19 protein-coding genes are annotated in these 21,275 nt (G+C 63.2%); 14 read left to right on the plus strand and 5 right to left on the minus strand.

Annotated elements, in window-relative coordinates; all coding sequences use genetic code 11:
• Positions 1-8 precede the first annotated feature (8 nt).
• On the minus strand, positions 9-488 hold the full coding sequence (locus tag ACYQ6T_RS00415; protein ID WP_459826341.1) for an NUDIX hydrolase: 480 nt from the start codon (positions 486-488) through the stop codon (positions 9-11).
• Positions 489-689: 201 nt separating this feature from the next.
• Between ACYQ6T_RS00415 and ACYQ6T_RS00420 the strand changes: the two genes are divergently transcribed.
• From ACYQ6T_RS00420 to ACYQ6T_RS00455, 8 genes are all read left to right on the plus strand, one after another.
• Positions 690-2,114, plus strand: a complete 1,425-nt coding sequence (locus ACYQ6T_RS00420) for a form I ribulose bisphosphate carboxylase large subunit (protein WP_459826343.1) — start codon at positions 690-692, stop codon at positions 2,112-2,114.
• A 33-nt stretch (positions 2,115-2,147) separates the two neighbouring features.
• On the plus strand, positions 2,148-2,501 hold the full coding sequence (locus ACYQ6T_RS00425; protein WP_459826535.1) for a ribulose bisphosphate carboxylase small subunit: 354 nt from the start codon (positions 2,148-2,150) through the stop codon (positions 2,499-2,501).
• Between the two features lie 70 nt (positions 2,502-2,571).
• A complete protein-coding gene (locus tag ACYQ6T_RS00430) occupies positions 2,572-3,375 on the plus strand; it encodes a CbbQ/NirQ/NorQ/GpvN family protein (RefSeq protein WP_459826345.1) in 804 nt (267 codons plus the stop codon).
• Between the two features lie 23 nt (positions 3,376-3,398).
• Positions 3,399-5,738: a nitric oxide reductase activation protein NorD gene (locus tag ACYQ6T_RS00435; RefSeq protein ID WP_459826347.1), complete on the plus strand. Its 2,340-nt coding sequence runs from the start codon at positions 3,399-3,401 to the stop codon at positions 5,736-5,738.
• 12 nt (positions 5,739-5,750) lie between these two features.
• Positions 5,751-6,527, plus strand: coding sequence for an HAD-IA family hydrolase (locus ACYQ6T_RS00440; RefSeq protein ID WP_219972491.1), 777 nt, complete (start codon positions 5,751-5,753; stop codon positions 6,525-6,527).
• Positions 6,528-6,558: 31 nt separating this feature from the next.
• The gene (locus ACYQ6T_RS00445; RefSeq protein WP_219972492.1) at positions 6,559-7,755 is read left to right on the plus strand and encodes a class II fructose-bisphosphate aldolase; all 1,197 of its coding nucleotides are present in this window, start codon (positions 6,559-6,561) and stop codon (positions 7,753-7,755) included.
• On the plus strand, positions 7,725-9,140 hold the full coding sequence (gene pyk / locus ACYQ6T_RS00450; RefSeq protein ID WP_459826350.1) for a pyruvate kinase: 1,416 nt from the start codon (positions 7,725-7,727) through the stop codon (positions 9,138-9,140). The genes ACYQ6T_RS00445 and pyk overlap by 31 nt, the downstream gene beginning before the upstream one ends.
• Before the next feature lie 81 nt (positions 9,141-9,221).
• Positions 9,222-9,797 (plus strand): peroxidase-related enzyme, encoded by a 576-nt coding sequence (locus ACYQ6T_RS00455; RefSeq protein ID WP_459826351.1) that lies wholly within the window; start codon positions 9,222-9,224, stop codon positions 9,795-9,797.
• Between the two features lie 21 nt (positions 9,798-9,818).
• Here the strand turns inward: ACYQ6T_RS00455 and ACYQ6T_RS00460 are convergent, their stop codons facing one another.
• Positions 9,819-10,757: a LysR family transcriptional regulator gene (locus ACYQ6T_RS00460; RefSeq protein ID WP_459826353.1), complete on the minus strand. Its 939-nt coding sequence runs from the start codon at positions 10,755-10,757 to the stop codon at positions 9,819-9,821.
• A gap of 99 nt (positions 10,758-10,856) precedes the next feature.
• Between ACYQ6T_RS00460 and ACYQ6T_RS00465 the strand changes: the two genes are divergently transcribed.
• Genes ACYQ6T_RS00465 through fba form a run of 6 tightly spaced genes read left to right on the plus strand, consistent with a single transcriptional unit; the run spans position 10,857 to position 18,210 of the window.
• Positions 10,857-11,936, plus strand: a complete 1,080-nt coding sequence (locus ACYQ6T_RS00465) for a class 1 fructose-bisphosphatase (RefSeq protein WP_459826355.1) — start codon at positions 10,857-10,859, stop codon at positions 11,934-11,936.
• 30 nt (positions 11,937-11,966) lie between these two features.
• A complete protein-coding gene (locus ACYQ6T_RS00470; RefSeq protein ID WP_459826357.1) occupies positions 11,967-12,851 on the plus strand; it encodes a phosphoribulokinase in 885 nt (294 codons plus the stop codon).
• A 52-nt stretch (positions 12,852-12,903) separates the two neighbouring features.
• Complete coding sequence (gene tkt, locus ACYQ6T_RS00475; protein WP_459826537.1) at positions 12,904-14,892, plus strand: transketolase; 1,989 nt, start codon at positions 12,904-12,906, stop codon at positions 14,890-14,892.
• Between the two features lie 28 nt (positions 14,893-14,920).
• Positions 14,921-15,928 carry a type I glyceraldehyde-3-phosphate dehydrogenase gene (gap, locus tag ACYQ6T_RS00480; RefSeq protein WP_459826358.1) on the plus strand — a complete coding sequence of 336 codons (1,008 nt, stop codon included), beginning with the start codon at positions 14,921-14,923 and terminating at the stop codon, positions 15,926-15,928.
• An 11-nt stretch (positions 15,929-15,939) separates the two neighbouring features.
• Positions 15,940-17,142, plus strand: coding sequence for a phosphoglycerate kinase (locus tag ACYQ6T_RS00485; RefSeq protein WP_459826360.1), 1,203 nt, complete (start codon positions 15,940-15,942; stop codon positions 17,140-17,142).
• A 21-nt stretch (positions 17,143-17,163) separates the two neighbouring features.
• The gene (gene fba, locus ACYQ6T_RS00490) at positions 17,164-18,210 is read left to right on the plus strand and encodes a class II fructose-bisphosphate aldolase (protein ID WP_459826362.1); all 1,047 of its coding nucleotides are present in this window, start codon (positions 17,164-17,166) and stop codon (positions 18,208-18,210) included.
• Between the two features lie 64 nt (positions 18,211-18,274).
• Here fba and ACYQ6T_RS00495 read toward each other — a convergent pair whose 3' ends face one another.
• From ACYQ6T_RS00495 to ACYQ6T_RS00505, 3 genes are read right to left on the minus strand one after another with little or no spacing between them, the layout of a single operon-like run.
• On the minus strand, positions 18,275-19,540 hold the full coding sequence (locus ACYQ6T_RS00495; protein ID WP_459826364.1) for a sulfate adenylyltransferase subunit 1: 1,266 nt from the start codon (positions 19,538-19,540) through the stop codon (positions 18,275-18,277).
• The gene (gene cysD, locus ACYQ6T_RS00500) at positions 19,540-20,499 is read right to left on the minus strand and encodes a sulfate adenylyltransferase subunit CysD (RefSeq protein ID WP_459826366.1); all 960 of its coding nucleotides are present in this window, start codon (positions 20,497-20,499) and stop codon (positions 19,540-19,542) included. The genes ACYQ6T_RS00495 and cysD overlap by 1 nt, the downstream gene beginning before the upstream one ends.
• Before the next feature lie 11 nt (positions 20,500-20,510).
• Entirely contained in the window at positions 20,511-21,266 is a 756-nt protein-coding gene (locus tag ACYQ6T_RS00505; protein ID WP_459826368.1) for a phosphoadenylyl-sulfate reductase, read from the minus strand.
• Positions 21,267-21,275: the final 9 nt, after the last annotated feature.

Here is a 21,275-nt window from a genome sequence, read left to right on the forward strand (position 1 = left end):
CCCCAACGTCACACCACAAGCCCGAGACCGTCGCGCCACAGACGGACGACGTCGAGGCTGTAGCGCCTCCCGCTCAACCAATCGTCGATCACCGCGAGCACCAGAGGGCTGCGCGTCCGCCCCGCGCGCGCGAGCTCAGCAACCTCGTCCCGCGTGAGCCACACGGGGCGCAAAATCCCTTCGTCGAGCGGCCGATCCGCTTCTTCCGCCCCCAGCGCCCCGCAAAACGCGAAGCGCAGATAAGCGGTGCTCGTCCCTGGCTTTTGCCAGAGGTAGGCACCGACCACCGCTTGCGGGGTGAAATGGTAACGGGTCTCCTCGAGCGCCTCGCGCACGACCGCCTCCGTAAGCGTCTCCCCCGGTTCGACGTGGCCAGCGGGCTGATTGAACCGCACCCCGTCCGGCGTCTCCTCCTCCACCAACAGAAAGTGCCCCTCACGCTCAATCACTGCCGCGACCGTCAACCCTGGCCGCCACCGTTCGCTCATCGTCTGCTCCTCACCGCCACTGCAACCGATTATACCGCTCAATCCACCACTTTCCTGGCGACAGTAGCCGCTAAGGCCTCATCGTTTTAAATTTATCTTAACGTTTCCAGCATAACAATAAAATTTACAAAAAGATCTTGCTCCTTTATAGTTACATCCAGCGCCATCCGGCGCTTTCGTTCCACCCGCAAGGAGGTCTCTATGAGTCAACCCAAACGTTACGAAGCGGGCGTGAAAGAGTACCGCGAAACCTACTGGGAACCGACCTACGTTCCCAAGGATTCCGACTTTCTCGCCGTGTTCAAAATCGTCCCGCAACCCGGTGTGCCGCGCGAAGAGGCCGCCGCCGCAGTGGCCGCCGAGTCATCCACCGCAACCTGGACCACGGTCTGGACCGACCTCTTGACCGACCTCTACTACTACAAGGGTCGCGCCTACGCGATCGAAGATGTCCCCGGGGACGACGAAGCGTTCTACGCCTTCATCGCCTATCCGATGGGACTCTTCGAAGAGGGATCGGTGGTGAACGTCTTCACGTCGCTCGTCGGCAACGTCTTCGGCTTCAAAGCGGTGCGCAGCCTGCGCCTTGAAGACGTTCGGATCCCCCTCTGGTTCGTCACCACCTGCCCTGGGCCACCCCATGGCATCTATGTGGAGCGTGACAAACTCAACAAATACGGCCGTCCGCTTTTGGGCTGCACCATCAAACCGAAACTCGGCCTTTCGGCGAAGAACTACGGCCGTGCGGTCTATGAGTGTCTGCGCGGTGGACTCGACTTCACCAAAGACGACGAAAACGTCAACTCGCAACCCTTCATGCGTTGGCGCGACCGCTTCCTCTTCTGCCAGGAAGCGATCGAGAAGGCGCAAGCGGAAACCGGCGAGCGCAAGGGCCACTACATGAACGTGACCGGCCCGACGATGGAAGAGATCTACAAGCGCGCCGAATTCGCGAAAGAGATCGGCACCCCGATCATCATGATCGACTACCTCACCGTCGGCTGGGCCGCGACGCAAAGCTTGTCGAAATGGTGCCGCGACAACGGGATGTTGCTCCACGTCCACCGTGCGATGCACGCGGTGATCGACCGCAACCCGAAACACGGGATCAACTTCCGCGTGCTCGCAAAAATCATGCGGCTCATCGGCGGCGATCACCTCCACTCCGGTACCGTAGTCGGCAAGCTCGAAGGTGACCGCGCCGCGACCCTCGGCTGGATCGACCTGATGCGCGACCGCTACGTCAAGGCCGACCGAAGCCGCGGCATCTTCTTCGACCAAGACTGGGGGCAGATGCCGGGGATGTTCCCGGTCGCTTCCGGCGGGATCCACGTCTGGCACATGCCCGCGCTCGTTTCGATCTTCGGTGACGACTCGGTGCTGCAATTCGGTGGCGGCACGATTGGCCACCCGTGGGGGAACGCCGCCGGTGCGTGCGCGAACCGCGTCGCGCTTGAAGCGTGCGTCAAAGCGCGCAACGAAGGCTTGCCGATCGAGAAGATGGGGCGCGAAATCCTCACCGAAGCGGCAAAATCGTGCCCCGAACTCAAGGTGGCGATGGAGACTTGGAAAGAGATCAAGTTCGACTTCGACACCGTGGACAAACTCGACGTCCAACACCGCTAAAAGGAGCGCGCCATGAGTGAAACGCAAGAAGCGATCCGCGACGTTCAGGACTACCCCAGCCGCCTGAACGACCCGAAGAGCAAGCGGTTCGAGACCTTCTCGTACCTGCCGCCGATGAGTGCGGAAGAGATCCGCAAACAGGTCGAGTACATCGTCCGCAAAGGGTGGAACCCGGCAATCGAACATTGCGAGCCGGAAAACGCGATACTCCACTACTGGTACATGTGGAAATTGCCGATGTTCGGTGAAACCGACGTCGACAAGATCATCGCCGAAATCGAAGCGTGCAAACGCTCCAACCCGAACCATCTGATCAAATTGATCGGCTACGACAACATTCGCCAGACGCAGGGCACCGCGATGCTCGTCTACCGTCCGGCGCAGTAATCGAAAGCTGCCCCGGGTCGCTCGCGTGCCCCGGGGCGTTACTTGCTGCATTGCTGAGAGGAGGCCTGCTATGGACCTTCGCAACCAGTACCTCGTCCATTCTGAACCCTATTACCATGCGGTCGGTGACGAAATCGAACGATTCGAAGCCGCGTACGCGAACCGCATCCCGATGATGCTGAAAGGCCCCACTGGCTGTGGCAAATCACGCTTCGTCGAATACATGGCGTGGAAGCTCGGCAAACCCCTCATCACGGTCGCGTGCAACGAAGACATGACCGCTGCCGACCTAGTCGGCCGTTTTCTCCTCGACAAAGAGGGCACCCGCTGGCAAGACGGACCACTCACCACCGCGGCGCGGATCGGCGCGATCTGCTACCTCGACGAGATCGTCGAAGCGCGCCAGGATACCACCGTCGTGATCCACCCGCTCACCGACCACCGCCGGATCCTCCCGCTCGACAAAAAAGGGGAGCTCGTCGAAGCGCACCCCGACTTTCAGATCGTCATCTCCTACAACCCCGGCTACCAGTCGGCGATGAAAGACCTCAAAACCTCGACCAAGCAGCGGTTTGCCGCGATGGACTTCGACTACCCGGCGCCGGATGTCGAAAGCGAAATCGTCGCCCACGAATCGGGCGTCGACGCCGCAACCGCTAAACGGCTCGTCGAAGTCGCGATCCGCTCCCGCCACCTCAAAGGGCACGGGCTTGACGAAGGGATCTCGACCCGCCTCCTCGTCTATGCCGGGTCGCTGATCACCAAAGGGATCGCGCCGCTCATCGCGTGCGAAATGGCGCTCATCTGCCCGATCACCGACGACCCCGACCTGCGTGACGCGCTGCGCGCCGCCGCGCAAACGCTCTTTGCCTGAACGGAAACCCAAGGAGCGAAGCGATGCAACCGCCCACCGAATGGGAAGCGCTCGTCGCGCGCTTTGCCGAACCCCACCGCGAACTGGTCGTGCGCTTCGCGCTGGAAGCGCCCAAGCACTTTTCCCCCGCGGGTTGCGAATACTACCGCCGCGGGGTGGAAGCGCTCCTCAACCTGGGACGGGGCGAAAAACTTGCGCTCGCCTACCTGGAAGCCGCACCTGCGGTCGCGCGGGAAGTTGGCGAAGACGCGGCGGAAGCAGCTCGGCGTGAAGCGGCGAAATTAGCTTCGATGACCTCGGGCGAAGTGATCGAACGGTTCCTGGCCACCCTTCCCTTGGTTGCACGGCGGCTTGGCGACGCCGACCTCTTCACGAACTACCTCACCTTCGTCCACCAATTGGCGAGCCTCGCCCCACGCGCGTTGCGCCCGCTCTTTGCCCATCTCGAACCGCTTCTGGATACCTTGACGCTTGGGGGTTTGCGCCGCTGGGCGCTCTTCGGCGCCGAACTCCACCGTCAAGACACCGCAGCGCTCACCGCCTACTTTTCGCTCGAAAGCGCCGAAGCGAAAGCGAAGCTGCAGGAGGAGCGGCGGGGCACCCTCTTCGTCGACAGCCACCGCAAACTCAACGCCTACCTGCGTGCGCTTTGGGGACGCGACTTCTGGCTCAAACCCGCCCAGGCCGACCGCAACGAGTTCCGTCCGTTCGTCGACGACTTCGTCCTCCACCTTCCAGACGCCGTCGATCGCGTCGGCGCGCTGGATGGGGCCGCCGTCTATCGCGCGATCGCCGCCCACATGGCGGCGCACCTCGTCTATGGCGGCGGCGCGCATGATCCGCGCGGCTTGGGTTCGCTCGAACGCGCACTCTACGGTTTTCTCGAAGACCTGCGCGTCGAATATGCCGCCGCCCAGGCCTTCCCTGGCCTTGGCCACGCGTGGGCCGAACTCGCCCGCCACAGTGCCCCACCCCCAAACCGCCATCCTGCGGCGCAGTGGCTGCTTACGCTCATAGACCGCTGTTACCGCCATTGGGGCTGGCGCACCGACCCCGTCGACGCGCCGCTACCGGAACCGCTTGCCGCGTGCGCCGAGCGCATCGTCGATGCGTTCGCCTGCCCTGCAGAAGCGAGCCGAAAGCACGTGCGGATGCTGCTCGAACCCCTGCGCGCCGCGCTCGAAGCCACCGACGCCGGCACCCCGATGGCGCGCGACGTCGAAGCGCTCCCGCTGGGTTACCGCGACGACAACCGGATCATCTGGCACTTCGACGCTGAGTCGCTGACCCGGAAACTCCACGCGATGCGGCGCCAGCCGCTGCGGCGCATCGTTCCGCTGATGGAATTCATCAACGAGGTCGACACCGAAACTCAGAGCGACACCCCGGACGAAATCTGGGTTCCCGCCACCCCAATCTACGACGACGACGGCATCACCTTTCAGGAAAAATACGGCAGCCCCCGCATCGCTGGCCCCTTCTTCTACGACGAATGGGACGAGCGCGCCCAATGCTATCGACCGGACTGGGTCAGTTGCTTCGAATACCCTGCGCCGTTGGGCGAACTCGAACCGCTCGACGCCCTCTACCGTGAACACTTGCCGGTGGTAAAGCGGCTACGGAAAATCGTCGAACGGCTGCGCCCGCAAGGGGTACAGCGCGAGCGCAAACTCGAAGATGGCGACGAACTCGACCTCACCCCGGCGATCGACGCAATGGTCCACGCCCGCGCGGGGCTACCCTTCGACCCACGGATCACGTTGCGCCATAAGCTGCTTAAACGCGACATCGCGGTCTGCCTGCTCCTCGACCTCTCGGCGTCGACGAACGACACGCCGCACGGCGCGCACCATTCGGTGCTCGACGCCACCCGCGCCGCGACGCTGCTTCTGGCCGAAGCGATCGAACGCATCGGCGATCCGCTTGCGATTCTCGGTTTCCATTCCGATGGACGCGAAGACGTACGCCTCTACCCGATCAAACGGTTCTGCGAACGGTGGGGCGAGAACGCGAAAAAGCGGCTTGCGGGCATCAACGGCGCGTTTTCCACGCGCATGGGCGCGGCGTTGCGCCACGCCGGGACGTTGCTCAAGCAGCAACCGCAAAAGCGCAAGCTCCTTTTGCTCGTCACCGACGGCGAACCGGCCGATATCGACGAGCGCGACCCCAACCACCTGCGGCGAGACGCGCGCCGTGCCGTCGATGAACTCTGGGGAAACGGCGTCTATACCTACTGCCTCACCCTCGACCCCGGAGCCGACCGTTACGTCGCGCAGATCTTCGGCAAACACTACACCGTGATCGACCGGGTGGACAAACTTCCCGAACGGCTGCCGCGGCTCTTTGCGGCGCTGACTCGCTGACAAGGACTTCTTATGGTCAAAGCCCTACTCTTCGACGTCGACGGTACCCTCGCTGAAACCGAAGCGCTCCACCGCCGCGCCTTCAACGAAGCGTTTGCCGCAGCAAAGCTTCCCTGGCGGTGGACGCCACAGCGCTACGCCGAACTGCTGCGCGTTGCGGGCGGCCGCGAACGGATCGCCCACTTTCAAAGCGCCTATCCGCACGAAGCCGCTGGAATCGTCCTCGCCCCCGATACCATTGCGACGATTCACCGCGACAAGAACGCGCGCTACGCGCAGATGCTCGCGCAGGGCGCGCTGCCGTTGCGCCCCGGCGTCGTTCGCCTGGCGCAGGAAGCCGCCGCAAGCGGTGCCCGCATCGCGATCGTCACCACCACCAGCCCGGAAAACATCGCCGCACTGCTCGCGGCGTTGTGGCCTGACGACGCGCCCCCTTTCGCCACTTGGATCACCGCGCGCGAAGCACCGCAGAAAAAGCCCGATCCGCAGGCTTACCGCGTCGCCCTTGCGCGCTTGGACATTGCGCCCAGTGAGGCGATCGCGATCGAAGACACCGCGCACGGTGCGCAAGCCGCTGCCGCCGCGGGAATCCCGGTACTCGTCACCGAAAGCGAATACGGCAAAGCGCCAGAGTATCCCAGCGCCTTTGCGGTGGTCGACCACCTCGGGGAACATGACCTTCCGGCACGTTGGCTCCGCACCCCCCAGGGGCGCGGCGAAGGGGTCGTCACCTGGGCCTTGCTGACGCGCTGGGCTGCGAGCGCCGTGCCATCTACCACAGCCGCCTGAGGGGGAACCATACCGAAGAGGAGCCCACACCGTGCTCGTCGCAGCCAAAGCCCTCTTGCAACACGCCGTCGCGAACTGCTACGCGATCGGTGCCTACGACATCCTCGACACCACGATGCTCGAAGGCGTCCTACAGGGTGCCCAGCGTGCTGAGGCCCCCGTGCTGATCAGCATCGCCGAGGTTCACACCGACCAATTCGACGAAGCCACCCTGCTTGCGGCCACCGTCGAAGCAGCTGCCACCGCATCCGTTCCCGTTGCGATCCACTACGACCACGGCACGACGCTCGACCGTCTGGTTCGCGCGACGCAACTCGGATACACCAGTTTGATGATCGACGGTTCGCACCTCGAATGGGCAGAAAACGTTGCGCTGACGCGCCGCGCCTCTGAGCTTGCCCACGCCGTCGGACTCCCCCTGGAGGCCGAAGTCGGTTATGTTCCTGGAGAGGAAGGAAAAGACGCCGAACTCCACCCGGGAGCTGTCCGCTATACGGAACCGGAAGAGGCCGAAGCGTTCGTCACCGAGACCGGTTGCGACTGGCTCGCGGTCTCGATCGGCACCGTGCATGGCCGCTTTCGCGGCGAACCGCAACTCGACTTGGAACGGCTTGCTGCAATCCGCGCCCGCTTGCCCGCAACGCCACTCGTGATCCATGGTGGCACTGGCCTTTCGGACGAACAGTTTCGCGCGCTCGTTGCCGCGGGCGCGAACAAGATCAATTACTATACCGCACTGGTCGAAACGGCAGCAGCAGCGGCTACCGACTCTCGGCGCTGGGACGAACAGCGCCTTGCTGCGCGGGAGGCGATCGCCGCTGAAGTGGAACGCACCTGCCGCGTCTGGGGTGCGGCGGGGCGTGCCGAAGCGGCAGGCGCTGCGGCACCGCGCATCGAACCGGTCGAGCACGTGATCTTTTTCCGCTGGGCAGAAGACGCCCCGGACGTTACGGCGATGCAAACAGACGGGGTTGCAACGCTCGGGGCGCTCCCTGGAGTCTGGCGCATCGCCGCCGGGGTTGCCGAAACCCCCAATGCCTCCTATCCTTACCTCTGGACGATGACGTTTGCCACCCCAGAGGCGCTCGCTCATTTCCGCACCCACCCCGAACACCAACATTTCGCCGACAATCGTTTTCGCCTATTTGCACCGGAACGGATCACCATCGACTTTCATCTCACTTACGGAAACGGAAGATGCGCCACACCAAAATCGTCGCGACGCTAGGCCCCGCTTCGAGCGATCCCGCCACGCTCGAACGGCTGCTCCTTGCCGGCGTCGACGTCGTTCGCCTCAACTTTTCGCACGGAACCGCGGACGAGCACCGCGCCCGGGCGTCGCTCGTGCGCGCGCTCGCACAGCAGACCCAACGCCCCGTTGGCATCCTGGGCGACCTCCAAGGACCGAAAATTCGCATCGGCCGGTTCACCACCAACGGTGTTACTCTGAGCAAAGGGCAACGCTTTCGGCTCGACTGCGACCTCGCCCCGGGTGACGCCACCCGGGTTGGGCTCGACTACCCGGAACTGATCGACGACGTCGAGGTCGGCGACATCTTGCTCCTCGACGACGGCAAAATTCGCTTGCAGATCGTCGAAAAGTGCGCAGACGCGCTCATCACGCAGGTGCTTGTTGGCGGCACCCTCTCGAACCACAAAGGGATCAACAAACTGGGTGGCGGGCTTTCGGCGCCAGCGCTCACTGCGAAAGACCGTGCCGATATCGCGCTCGCTGCCGAAATCGGCGTCGATTACCTCGCGGTCTCTTTCGTCAAGCACGCCGAAGAGATGCACGAAGCGCGCCACTTGGCACGGAGCGCCGGCAGCCGCGCGAAGCTGATCGCCAAGATCGAACGGGTCGAGGCGGTCGCCCACCTCGACGCGATCCTCGAAGCGAGCGACGGCGTGATGGTCGCGCGCGGCGACCTCGCGGTCGAAGTAGGCGACGCCGCAGTCCCGGCGCTACAAAAGCGCATCCTGCGCCGCGCACGGGAAATGAACCGCCTGTCGATCACCGCCACCCAGATGATGGAATCGATGGTGCATAGCCCCGTCCCGACCCGCGCCGAAGTCTCCGACGTCGCGAACGCGGTGCTCGACGGCACCGACGCGGTGATGCTCTCGGCCGAAACCGCAGCGGGCCAGTACCCGGTCGAGGCAGTCGAAGCGATGGCGCGCGTCTGCGCTGAGGCCGACGCCTCGAGCGACGCAGCGATCGACAACGAGCTCCTCGGGCGGCGTTTTCACCGCGTCGACGAGGCGATCGCCGTCTCCGCCGTCTGGTCGGGCTTTCATCTCGGCGTCAAGGCGATCGTCGCGCTGACCCAATCGGGGGCGACCGCGCTCTGGATGAGCCGCATCGCGAGCAACCTGCCGATCTACGCCCTCACCCCCGACCGCGCCACCTTCGGTCACCTCACCCTCTTTCGCCAGGTCGTTCCGGTCTTCTTCCCGCTCATTGAAGAGGGCGACCCCGGAAACCTGATCGAGCGGATCCGTGCGCTCCTCCTCGGCGAAGGGTGGGCGCAACCGGGCGACGCGGTCGCGATCACCTTTGGCGAACCGATGGGGCAACCGGGTGGCAGCAACACGCTCAAGATCGTCACGCTGTAACCCAACCGCTCCACGGAGGTGGCGCAGAAGTTGGCGGCGTGATAAAGTTCTCCTACCCAACCCGAACAAGAGGAGAACACCATGTCCGATACGCCGCCGATCAGCCGTTTTCCAGTACCCGAAAGACTCGACGCGCTTCCCCCCGACATCCGCGAACGGATCGAACAGGTGGCGCAAAAGTCGGGGTTTATCCCCAACGTCTTTTTGGCGCTTGCCGCGCGTCCGGAGGAGTTTCGCGCCTTCTTCGCCTACCACGACGCGTTAATGGAGCGCCCCTCAAACCTCAGCAAAGCGGAAAAGGAGATGATCGTCGTCGCAACCTCGGCGGCGAACGACTGTCTCTACTGTGTCGTCGCCCACGGCGCGATTCTCCGCATCCGCAGCAAAAATCCCCGCCTCTCGGAACAGATCGCCACCAACTACCGCCGCGCCGAGATCACCCCACGGCAACGGGCGATGCTCGACTATGCGCTAAAGGTCGCGCTCGACTCCGCCCGCATCTCTGAGGCCGATTGGGAACCGCTCTTTGCCCACGGCTTTACCCTCGACGATATCTGGGAGATCGGCGCGATCGCTGCCTTCTTCGCGATGAGCAATCGCCTCGCGAACATGAGCGCGATGCGCCCCAACGACGAGTTTTACGGCCTGGGGCGCTAGAGCATCGCCTACGCACGCCATCTACCGCTCAAAGGGAGCAACCGGGGGAAAGCGGCTTTGCAAAAAGCTCTGCCCCCGCTCCAGGAGGTAATAACGAAACGCTTCAACGCTCGGCGCAACAAATTGGCTCACGCGATGCACCACGTACCAGGCGCGCATCACCGGCGTTCCCCGCACCGGCAACACCCTCAACGCCTCGCGGGCGAGCTCCTCCCCCACCGTGTGAAGCGACAAAAAGGCGATCCCCAACTTTGACACCACCGCCTGCTTGATCGCTTCGTTACTCTCCATACTCATCGCGATCGTTGGCGTCACGCGCCGCTCGGCAAAGAAGAGGTCCATCGCCGCCCGCGTCCCTGACCCCTCTTCGCGGACGATCAACGGTTCGTGGCGCAACAACTTCGGGTCGAGGAGCCGATTCTCCTGAGCCAACGGGTGGTCCGGCGCGGCGACAAAGCCGCTCGGATGGCCGGCGAACGCCTCCGCCCGCACGGCAAACCCCTCTGGCGGCCGCCCCATCACCGCGATATCGACCTCCCGCGACTCGAGCATCCCAACCACCTGGGTTCGGTTACCCACCCGCAGCGACAGAGTAATCCCAGGGTGTTCGCGGCGAAAGTCACCGAGCATTTGGGGGACGAAGTATTGCGCGGTACTGACCATCCCGATCTTGAGCTCTCCCACTGCCCCCTCTTGCAACCGCTTCGCGAGCTCCTCGGCCTCCGCCACCAGATCGAGGATCTTCTTCGCGTAGAGCAGAAAATACTCCCCGACGGTCGTCAATTCAAACCGCCGGGAAGTCCGTTCAAAGAGCGTCATCCCGATCTGGGTCTCCAACTCCTTGATCTGCATCGAGACAGCGGGCGGGGTCAGAAAGAGCCGTTCCGCCGCCTTGCTGATTGACCCCTCCTTGGCAACCGCTGCGAAGATGCGGAGCTGGCGCATCGTCACATGTTTCATTTAGTTCCCCTGAATTTAAAGCTAAAAAAATTCAACTTCACTTTATGACAAGTTTAATTTATCTTTGCAACAATGACAAGTGCGGAGAGGAGTTGTTCCATGTACTGGGCCCACACGCCTACGCTCACGCAATTTCTGATCGAAGAGCGGCGCCGCCACCCGCAAGCGAGCGGCGACTTCAACGCGTTGATCCTCGACGTTGCCCGCGCCTGCAAAGCGATCGCACGCCAAGTGGCCTACGGCGCGCTCGCGAAAGCCTCCCAAGCGGTCACCACCACCGTCAATGTCCAAGGGGAAGAGCAAAAACCGCTCGACGTCATCAGCAACGAATGTTTCATGCGCCTCACCGAATGGGGGGGCTACCTCGCCGCGATGGCTTCCGAAGAGATGGACGAACCGTACATCATCCCGGAAACCTATCCCCGCGGCCGTTACCTCCTCCTCTTCGACCCGCTCGACGGCTCGTCGAACATCGACGTCAACGTCTCGGTCGGTTCGATCTTTTCGGTGCTCCGTGCCCCGGAAGGCAAAACCGCGATCACCGTCGAAGATTTCCTCCAGCCTGGAACCCGGCAGATCGCCGCTGGCTACGCGATCTACGGCCCGACGACGATGCTGGTGCTCACCGTGGGCCGAGGGGTTGTCGGCTTTACCCTCGACCCCGACTTCGGCGAATTCATGCTCACCCACCCCAACATCCGGATCCCTGAGAGCACCAAAGAGTTTGCGATCAACACCTCCAACGCCCGCTTCTGGGAGCCCCCGGTGAAGCGCTACGTCGACGAGTGCCTGAAGGGGAAAACGGGGCCGCGCGGCAAGGACTTCAACATGCGCTGGGTCGCCTCGCTCGTCGCCGAAACCCACCGCATCCTCTCCCGCGGTGGTGTCTTCCTTTATCCCAGGGACAACAAAGAGCCGAAAAAACCGGGGCGGCTGCGCCTCCTCTACGAATGCAACCCGATTGGCATGATCGTCGAGCAGGCGGGCGGGCGCGCCTCGACCGGCTACGGTCCCGTGCTCGAGATCCAACCGACTGAACTCCACCAGCGGATCGGCTTCGTCTTCGGCTCGCGGGAAGAGGTTGAACGGATCGAACAGTACCACAACGACCCGAACGCCTCCCCTGTGGAGTTACCGCTCTTTGCCGAACGCACCCTTTTTCGCGACGGAACCGATTGATTGATTTTGAACCCTTTGAGGAGCTTGACCATGTCGGCAAAACACCCGATCATCGCGATCACCGGATCCTCGGGCGCAGGCACGAGTACCGTGATGCGCACCTTCGTGAACATCTTTCGCCGCGAAGGGGTCAAAGCGGCGCTTGTGGAAGGCGATTCGTTCCACGCCTACGACCGCGCCGCGATGAAGAAGAAGATGGCCGAAGAGGAGGCAAAGGGGAACCGCCACTTCAGCCACTTCGGCCCCGAGGCGAACCTCTTCGGTGAACTCGAGAACCTCTTCAAGACCTACAGCGAGACAGGTCGTGGGCGGATCCGCCACTACGTCCACAACGACGACGAGGCGAAACAGTATGGCGTCGCCCCGGGCAACTTCACCGAATGGGAAGAGATCCCCGAAGGGACCGACCTCCTCTTCTACGAAGGGCTCCACGGCGCGGTGGTCACCGACCAGCACAACATCGCGCAATACCCTGATCTGCTGATTGGCGTCGTGCCAGTGATCAACCTCGAGTGGATCCAGAAACTGTGGCGCGACCGTAAAGAGCGGGGCTACTCGACCGAGGCGGTCACCGACACGATCCTGCGCCGCATGCCCGACTACGTGAACTACATCGTGCCGCAGTTTGCCCGCACCCACGTCAATTTCCAACGGGTTCCGGTCGTCGATACCTCGAACCCCTTCATCGCCCGCGACATTCCGACTGCCGACGAGAGCCTCGTGGTGATCCGCTTCGCCAACCCCAGAGGGATCGATTTTCCCTATCTCCTCAACATGATCCACGACTCCTTCATGAGCCGCGCCAACACGATCGTCGTTCCGGGCGGCAAGATGGAGCTGGCGATGCAGCTCATCTTCACCCCCTTCGTGTTGCGCTTCATGGAGCGGCGCAAACGCGCTTTGGGAATCGCGTAAAATTGACCTTTTGACGATTGGGAGAAGCCCCGTGACCAACTCCACCACCCTCATGGCCAACGCGCTGCGCTTTCTCGCCGTCGACGCGACGAACGCCGCCAATTCGGGCCACCCCGGCGCCCCGCTCGGGATGGCCGAAATGGCAGTCGCCCTCTGGCGCGACCACCTCCGGGTCGCCCCCAGCCACCCCACCTGGCCCAACCGCGACCGCTTCGTCCTCTCGAACGGCCACGCGTCGATGCTCCTCTACGCGCTCTTGCACCTCACCGGCTTTGACCTCCCGATCGAGGAGCTCAAACGGTTCCGCCAACTCGGCAGCAAAACCGCCGGCCACCCTGAATATGGCCACACCCCGGGCGTCGAGACCACCACCGGGCCGCTCGGGCAAGGTTTTGCCAATGCGGTTGGGATGGCGCTGGCCGAAAAGCTCCTCGCCGCTGAATTCAACACCCCCGACCACCCGATCATCGACCACTTTACTTACGTCTTCTTGGGTGACGGGTGCCTGATGGAGGGGATCAGCCACGAAGCGGCGTCTCTTGCCGGCACCTTGCGTCTTTCGAAACTGATCTGCCTCTACGACGACAACGGCATCTCGATCGACGGCGAAGTCAAACACTGGTTCGCCGACGACACCGCGCAGCGCTTTGCCGCCTACCACTGGAACGTGATCGGGCCGATCGACGGCCACGACGTCGCCGCGGTCTCGGCGGCGATCGCTGCAGCAAAAGCCCAGGCGGTCACCGACGCGGGGAAGCCGACGTTGATCATCTGCCGCACGACGATCGGTCAAGGCTCGCCCACCAAAGCGGGCACGGCCGATATCCACGGTGCGCCGATCGGCCACGAGGCCGCGGCGAAGATGCGCGAAGCGCTCGGCTGGCCCTATCCCCCGTTCGAAATCCCCGAAACGGTCCGTGCTGCGTGGGACAAGCGCGCCTCGGGGGAGCAGCTCGTCGCGGAGTGGCAAGAGCAACTCGAGCGCTACGCGCAGCACCACCCCGAAAAGGGGGCCGAACTGAAGCGGCGTCTTGCGGGGGAACTTCCCGCCGACTGGAAAGAGATCAAGGCGCGCCTCTTTGCTGCGGCGGCCGCCGACGAGAGTAACCCGGCCACGCGCAAAGCAAGCCAGAATGCGCTCAACATCCTAGGGCCCGCAGTACCGGAGCTCTTTGGCGGTTCGGCTGACCTCACCCACTCCAACCTCACCGACTTCAAAGGGGCGACACCGGTGCGGCGCGACCAGTGGGGGCGCCACCTCTCCTATGGCGTCCGGGAATTCGCGATGGCCGCGATGATGAACGGCATCGCGCTCCATGGCGGCCTCATCCCCTACGGCGGCACCTTCCTCGTCTTCTCCGATTACGCCCGTAACGCGATCCGCATGGCGGCGCTGATGAAGCAGCGGGTGGTCCATGTGCTGACCCACGACTCGATCGGCCTCGGCGAGGACGGCCCCACCCACCAACCGGTCGAACATGTCCCGAGTCTTCGCCTCATCCCCAACCTCGACGTCTGGCGCCCGGCCGACGCGCTCGAGACCGCCGTCGCCTGGACCACAGCGCTCGAGCGGCAAGAGGGGCCCTCGGCGTTGGTCCTCTCGCGGCAGAACCTCCCGAAACTCCACCGCGACCCGGGCAACGTCGCGATGATCCAGCGCGGCGGTTATGTCCTCGCCGAATTCCCGGTGTTGCGCATCGTTCTGATCGCCTCGGGCTCGGAAGTGGCGCTCGCCCTCAAAGCGGCCGAGCAGCTGTCGCAGATGATGGTCGGTTGCCGCGTCGTCGCGATGCCCTGTGTGGAAGCGTTCGAGCGGCAACCCGAGGCCTACCGCAACGAGGTCCTTCCGCCCGATTTGCCCCGGATCGCGATCGAAGCGGCCCACCCCGATTTGTGGTACAAATACGTCGGCCTCAATGGCGCAGTGATCGGGATCGACCGCTTTGGCGAATCGGGGCCGGCAAACCAGTTGTTCGACCATTTTGGCTTCACGGTCGAGCGCATCATCGCCACCGTCCGTGAAGTGATGGCCAAAAATTGACCACTTTGACGCAGAAAGGGAGTTTGTGATGACCATTCGCATCGGTATCAACGGATTTGGGCGCATCGGACGCATGGTGCTTCGCGCCGTCGTCAAAGAGAGCGAATTCCGCGACCTCGAAGTGGTCGCAGTGAATGACCTCCTCGACCCCGAATACCTCGCCTACATGCTGAAGTACGACTCGGTGCACGGTCGGCTGCCGGCCACCGTCGAGGTCCAAAACGGCCATCTTGTTGTGAACGGCAAGACCATTCGCGTCACCGCCCACAAGGACCCTGCGCAACTCGCGTGGGGCGACGCGGGGGTCGATGTCGTCGTCGAATCGACCGGGCTCTTCCTTACCGGCGAGAGCTGCCAGAAACACCTCGACGCAGGCGCGAAAAAGGTGGTCCAGTCGGCACCGTCGAAAGACGACACCCCGATGTTCGTCTATGGCGTGAACCACACCAGCTACGCCGGACAAGCGATCGTCTCGGCTGCGAGTTGCACCACCAACTGCCTCGCCCCTGTTGCCAAAGTGCTCCACGACCAGTTCGGGATCGTCCGCGGTCTCATGAGCACGGTCCATGCCGCCACGGCAACGCAGAAGACCGTCGACGGCCCCTCGGCAAAAGATTGGCGCGGTGGTCGTGGGATCCTCGAAAACATCATCCCCTCCTCGACTGGCGCGGCGAAAGCGGTCGGCAAGGTGATCCCGTCGCTCAACAAAAAGCTCACCGGCATGGCGTTCCGCGTCCCCACCTCCGACGTCTCGGTCGTCGACCTCACCGCGCAACTCGCGCAAGAGACGAGCTATGAGGCGATCTGCGCGGCGATGAAAGCGGCAAGCGAAGGGGCGCTCAAAGGAGTGCTCGGTTACACCGATGAGGCGGTCGTCTCGACCGACTTCCGCGGCTGCCCGCAACCGTCGATCTTCGACGCGACCGCCGGCATCATGCTCGACCCGACCTTTGTCAAGGTCGTCGCCTGGTACGACAACGAGTACGGCTACACCTGCAACATGCTCCGCTTTGTCCGTCACGTCGCGCAAAACTAGGAAGCTGAACCATGCTTGCGAAAAAACTCTCGGACCTCGTCGCGCGGGGGGAAGTCGCCGGCAAACGGGTCTTCATCCGCGCTGACCTCAACGTCCCCCTGAACGACCAGGGGGGTGTTGCCGACGACACCCGGATTCGCGCCAGTCTCCCCGCGATCCGCATGGCGCTGGAGGGGGGTGCGAAGGCGGTGCTCATCACCTCCCACCTCGGTCGCCCCAAAGAGGGGCAGCCACAGCCCCAGGACTCCCTCGCGCCGGTCGCTGCGCGGATGAGCGAACTCTTGGGGCGCCCGGTACGCCTCATCACCGATTGGGTCGACGGCCAGTTCACCCTCACCGAGGGGGAAGTGGTGCTGCTGGAGAACTGTCGCCTCAACGTCGGCGAAAAGAAAAACAGCCCAGAACTCGCGCAGAGAATCGCGAAACTCGCGGACATTTTCGTCCATGACGCCTTTGGCACAGCCCACCGCGCCGAAGCGACCACCTACGGCGTCTTTCAGTATGCCCCGGTCGCTTGCGCGGGGCCCCTTCTCGTTCAAGAGGTCGAAGCGATCGAAAAGGTGGTCGCGAATCCCCCGCGGCCGCTCATTGCGATCGTCGCTGGATCGAAGGTGTCGACGAAGCTCACGGTGTTGCAGAACCTTGCCGAAAAGGTCGATACGCTGATTGTCGGCGGGGGGATCCTCAACACCTTCCTGCTCGCCGCAGGGAAACCGGTTGGAAAGAGCCTCGTCGAACCCGATCTCGTCACTGAAGCGCAAGCGGTGCAGCAGAAACTCGCCGCGCGCGGTGCCGAAGTGCCGTTGCCCGAAGATGTCGTCGTCGCACCCGAATTTCGCGCCGACGCCCCTGCGACCGTCAAAGCGATCGATGCGGTGGCTGAGGGCGAGATGATCCTCGACGTCGGCCCGCAATTTGCCGAACGGATCGCCCAGATGATCGAATCGTGCCACGGGGCGGTGGTCTGGAACGGTCCGTTGGGCGTCTTCGAATTCGACGCCTTTGCCAAGGGGACCGAGCGGCTAGCGCGCGCGATTGCCGCGTGTCCCGGCTTCACCCTCGCCGGTGGGGGCGATACGATCGCGGCGATCGAGAAGTTCGGCATCGCCGACCGCGTCGACTACATCTCGACTGGGGGCGGCGCCTTCCTCGAGATGCTCGAAGGCAAAGTCCTGCCCGCCATCGAAATTCTCGCCCAACGGGCGAACGACTAATCCTACAGAGGAGAACGACACATGGCACTCATCTCATTGCGGCAACTCCTGGACCACGCAGCGGAACACGGCTATGGCGTTCCGGCGTTCAACGTCAACAACCTCGAACAGGTGCAGGCGATCATGGAGGCGGCGGCCGAGACCCGCAGCCCGGTGATCCTCCAGGCGTCCGCCGGCGCGCGGAAATATGCCGGCGAAAATTTCCTCGCCCACCTCGTCACCGCCGCGGTCGAGGCCTACCCCGACATCCCCGTCTGCATGCACCAGGACCATGGGGCGTCGCCCGCCGTCTGCGTTCAGGCGATTCGCCTCGGCTTCTCAAGCGTGATGATGGACGGCTCGCTTCTTGAAGACCAGAAGACCCCCGCCACCTACGCCTACAACGTCGAAGTCACCCGCAAGGTGTGCGAGATCGCCCACGCCGTCGGGGTTTCGGTCGAAGGGGAGCTCGGCTGCCTCGGTTCCCTCGAGACCGGTCAAGCAGGGAAAGAGGACGGCGTCGGTGCCGAGGGGACGCTCGACCACTCGATGCTGCTCACCGACCCCAACCAGGCGAAAGACTTCGTTGAACAAACGGGGGTCGACGCTCTGGCGATTGCGATCGGCACCAGCCACGGCGCCTACAAGTTCTCGCGCAAACCCACCGGCGACATCCTCGCGATCGAACGGGTCAAAGAGATCCACGCGAAGATCCCCAACACCCACCTCGTGATGCACGGCTCCTCGAGCGTCCCGCAAGAGCTGCTGGAGGAGATTCGCAAGTACGGCGGTGAGATGAAAGAGACCTACGGTGTGCCGGTCGAAGAGATCCAAACTGCGATCAAATATGGCGTGCGGAAAGTGAACATCGACACCGATATTCGCCTCGCGATGACCGCGGCGGTCCGTCGGTTCCTTGCCGAGAACCCGTCGAAGTTCGACCCGCGCGAGTTCTTGAAACCGGCGCGCGCCGCCGCAAAAGCCCTCTGCAAAGCGCGCTACGAGCAGTTCGGCTGTGCCGGCATGGCGGACAAAATCAAGCCGATGGCGCTCTCCGCCGCAGCGAAATACTACTACGGCGTCAAATAACGCGCGTAGCAAAGAATCACTCCCTGGTGTTGGCCCCGCCCATTGAGCGGGGTTTTTTTTTACGTTAGCCGAACGCGCGAATGACCCCACCCGCAACCGTCTCGCCCGTCGTAGGATCAAAGAGGATCAATGCCCCGAGCGACCGGTCCACATCGTACACCTCAGCGACGATCGGCGCAGAGAGTTTGAGCCGTACCCGACCGATATCGTTCGCCGCCAGTCTCTCGGCCGGCTGCCGCGTCATCGCTGCCACCTCCCAGCGGTAGTCGATCGCGGCCACCTTCGCTTTGACTTCGCGGGTCGTTTGGCGCAAGCCATAGACCCGACGCGGGTCGAGAGGGGTATCGGCGAGCCACGCGAGATCGACGACCACCTCGCGGGTCACCGTAGGCGGCCGCTCGTCGCTGCGCACGATCATCGCGCCTCGCGAAAGATCGAAATCGTCCCTGAGCCGCACCATCACCGATTGCCCCGCGCGGGCCGCCCCGATCGCCCTTCCCCCCAATTCGATACCGACCACCGTCGTCTCCCACCCCTCGGGGAGAATCGTCACCGCGTCGCCCACCGCAAGATTCCCCGAAGTCACCTGCCCGGCGTAACCGCGGTAGTCGTGGAGCATCGGATCGTCGGCCACCTGTGGTCGGCAGACCCACTGCACGGGAAAACGGAACGGCTCCTCTCTCCCGGCATGGCGTGACGGGGTCGATTCCAGCACCTCGAGAAGCGTCGGACCCTGGTACCACCCCATCCGATCGCCGCGCTCGACGACCATATCGCCCTCGAGCGCCGAAATGGGGAGATAATGGCGCTTCGCGTGCAGTTGTGCTTGGTGGGCAAAGGTTTCGAACGCCGCTTCGACCGCGGCGAACGGCTCGGGATCGTACCCCACCAGGTCCATCTTATTGACCGCAATCACCCAATGGCGAATCCCCATCAACTCGCAGAGGAGCGCATGGCGCCGCGTCTGCCGCGTGAGCCCGTTGCGCACGTCGACGATCAGCACTGCGAGCTCCGCAGTGCTCGCCGCCGTCACCATATTGCGGGTATATTGCTCGTGGCCTGGCGCATCGGCAATGATGAAGTTGCGCCGACCGGTACTGAAATAGCGGTAGGCGACGTCGATCGTGATCCCCTGCTCCCGTTCGGCGATCAACCCATCGGTGAGCAGCGACAGATCGATCCGGCTGAGCCCCCGGCGTTCGCTCAACCGGCTCACCCCTTCGAGGGTATCGACCAGTACTGCCCGCGTGTCATAGAGCAACCGCCCGATCAACGTGCTCTTGCCGTCGTCGACGCTGCCGCAGGTGAGAAACCGCAAAACGTCGCTCATCAGAAATACCCCTCTCGTTTCCGCTGTTCCATCGAAGCCTCGTGCGTCTGATCGTCGAGTCGCGTTGCCCCACGCTCGGAGATCATCGTCTCCGCCGTCTCGCGGATGATCTCCTCAACGGTCGCCGCGCGACTCTCCACCGGTGCCGTACAGGTGATATCGCCCACCGTACGAAAGCGCACCCAAAGCTCTTCGACCACTTCGCCGTCGCGCGGTGGCGTCAGCTCCGTGACCGGTGCCAGCAACCCACCGCGACGAACGCACGGCCGCCGGTGCGCGAAATAGATCGACGGGAGGCGCAGGTTTTCCCGCGCGATGTAGCGCCAGACGTCGAGCTCGGTCCAGTTGCTGATCGGAAACGCCCGCACATGCCAACCGGGAGGGATATGGCCGTTGTAGAGGTTCCACAACTCGGGGCGCTGCGCTTTCGGCTCCCATTGGCCAAACTCGTCGCGCAGGCTAAAAACGCGCTCTTTCGCCCGCGCCTTCTCTTCATCGCGGCGCGCACCCCCAATCAGACAGTCGAAACCGAACTCTTCCACCGCCTCCAGAAGCGTTACCGATTGGTGACGGTTGCGCGACTCATTGGGGTGAGCCAGCCGAACCGTACCGCGGCGAATCGAATCTTCGACCGAGCGAACGATCAGCCGTTCGCCAAGCTCTTGGGCGCGCGCGTCGCGAAAAGCGATCACCTCGGGATAGTTGTGCCCGGTGTCGATATGAAGGAGCGGAAAAGGGAACCGCGCCGGGCGAAACGCCTTCTCGGCAAGACGTAACAGCGTGATCGAGTCCTTCCCGCCCGAAAAGAGGAGCGCCGGACGCTGGAATTGCGCGGCCACCTCGCGAAGGATATAAATGGCCTCAGCTTCCAGCCAATCGAGCGTCTCATCGTCCCACCAGTGAATCTCTGGCTTCACTGCCACTGCCTCTCTTGACGTCGTTTCTGCACCCATCGTCATCGTTTTTCTCCTCAACGGCTTGCCGGCAACTGGGGATTGCGCCGGTGCAACCCGCACTCACGACTTTCGGCCTCTTCCCACCACCACCGCCCAGCTCGGGGATCCTCACCCACAGCCACCGCGCGTGTACAGGGCGCACAGCCGATGCTCGGATAAAAGGCGTCATGCCAGGGATGGTAAGGAACCTCGTGGTGACGGATATAGGCCCACACATCTTCGTTCGTCCAGTTCCACAGCGGGTTCACCTTCCATAACCCACGCGCCTCATCCCACTCGGTTGGCGCAAGATCGACCCGCGTCACGTTCTGCTCACGACGCAACCCGGTGATCCACGCCTTTTGCCCGGCGAGCGCGCGCCTCAAGGGCATCACTTTTCTTGCCGCACAGCACGCATGGCGCGCTTCGCGGCTTTCGTAGAACCCATTGATGCCGTAACGGAGGACGACCTCTTCGACCGCAGCGGCCTCCGGGAAATAGAGCGCAAAACGGATGCCGTAGTGGGCCTCTGTTTTCGCTAACGTCGCGTAGGTCTCTTCTGGAAGACGCCCCGTATCGAGCAGGAAGGGAGTGACCCGATCGCGCACTTTGCTTCGGGCAACGAGATCGATGATCACTTGATCCTCTGCGCCCAAACTCGAAGCAAAGACGACACTCCCCCACTGCGCGACCGCCTCTTCGATCATTTGGGCTGCCGCCTTGCTCTTGGTGACCAACTGCGCACGCATTTGGGAGTCGTCCAGGTTGGGATGCATATAGGGATGGCTCATCGTTACTCC

It is taken from the genome of Hydrogenophilus islandicus, from assembly GCF_054657095.1.

Coding starts and splice junctions, on each gene's coding strand:
- ACYQ6T_RS00415 (WP_459826341.1), bottom strand. CDS start 488: ATGAGCGAACGGTGGCGGCCAGGGTTGACGGTCGCGGCAGTGATTGAG.
- ACYQ6T_RS00420 (WP_459826343.1), top strand. CDS start 690: ATGAGTCAACCCAAACGTTACGAAGCGGGCGTGAAAGAGTACCGCGAA.
- ACYQ6T_RS00430 (WP_459826345.1), top strand. CDS start 2,572: ATGGACCTTCGCAACCAGTACCTCGTCCATTCTGAACCCTATTACCAT.
- ACYQ6T_RS00435 (WP_459826347.1), top strand. CDS start 3,399: ATGCAACCGCCCACCGAATGGGAAGCGCTCGTCGCGCGCTTTGCCGAA.
- ACYQ6T_RS00440 (WP_219972491.1), top strand. CDS start 5,751: ATGGTCAAAGCCCTACTCTTCGACGTCGACGGTACCCTCGCTGAAACC.
- pyk (WP_459826350.1), top strand. CDS start 7,725: ATGCGCCACACCAAAATCGTCGCGACGCTAGGCCCCGCTTCGAGCGAT.
- ACYQ6T_RS00455 (WP_459826351.1), top strand. CDS start 9,222: ATGTCCGATACGCCGCCGATCAGCCGTTTTCCAGTACCCGAAAGACTC.
- ACYQ6T_RS00460 (WP_459826353.1), bottom strand. CDS start 10,757: ATGAAACATGTGACGATGCGCCAGCTCCGCATCTTCGCAGCGGTTGCC.
- ACYQ6T_RS00465 (WP_459826355.1), top strand. CDS start 10,857: ATGTACTGGGCCCACACGCCTACGCTCACGCAATTTCTGATCGAAGAG.
- ACYQ6T_RS00470 (WP_459826357.1), top strand. CDS start 11,967: ATGTCGGCAAAACACCCGATCATCGCGATCACCGGATCCTCGGGCGCA.
- tkt (WP_459826537.1), top strand. CDS start 12,904: ATGGCCAACGCGCTGCGCTTTCTCGCCGTCGACGCGACGAACGCCGCC.
- gap (WP_459826358.1), top strand. CDS start 14,921: ATGACCATTCGCATCGGTATCAACGGATTTGGGCGCATCGGACGCATG.
- ACYQ6T_RS00485 (WP_459826360.1), top strand. CDS start 15,940: ATGCTTGCGAAAAAACTCTCGGACCTCGTCGCGCGGGGGGAAGTCGCC.
- fba (WP_459826362.1), top strand. CDS start 17,164: ATGGCACTCATCTCATTGCGGCAACTCCTGGACCACGCAGCGGAACAC.
- ACYQ6T_RS00495 (WP_459826364.1), bottom strand. CDS start 19,540: ATGAGCGACGTTTTGCGGTTTCTCACCTGCGGCAGCGTCGACGACGGC.
- cysD (WP_459826366.1), bottom strand. CDS start 20,499: ATGACGATGGGTGCAGAAACGACGTCAAGAGAGGCAGTGGCAGTGAAG.
- ACYQ6T_RS00505 (WP_459826368.1), bottom strand. CDS start 21,266: ATGAGCCATCCCTATATGCATCCCAACCTGGACGACTCCCAAATGCGT.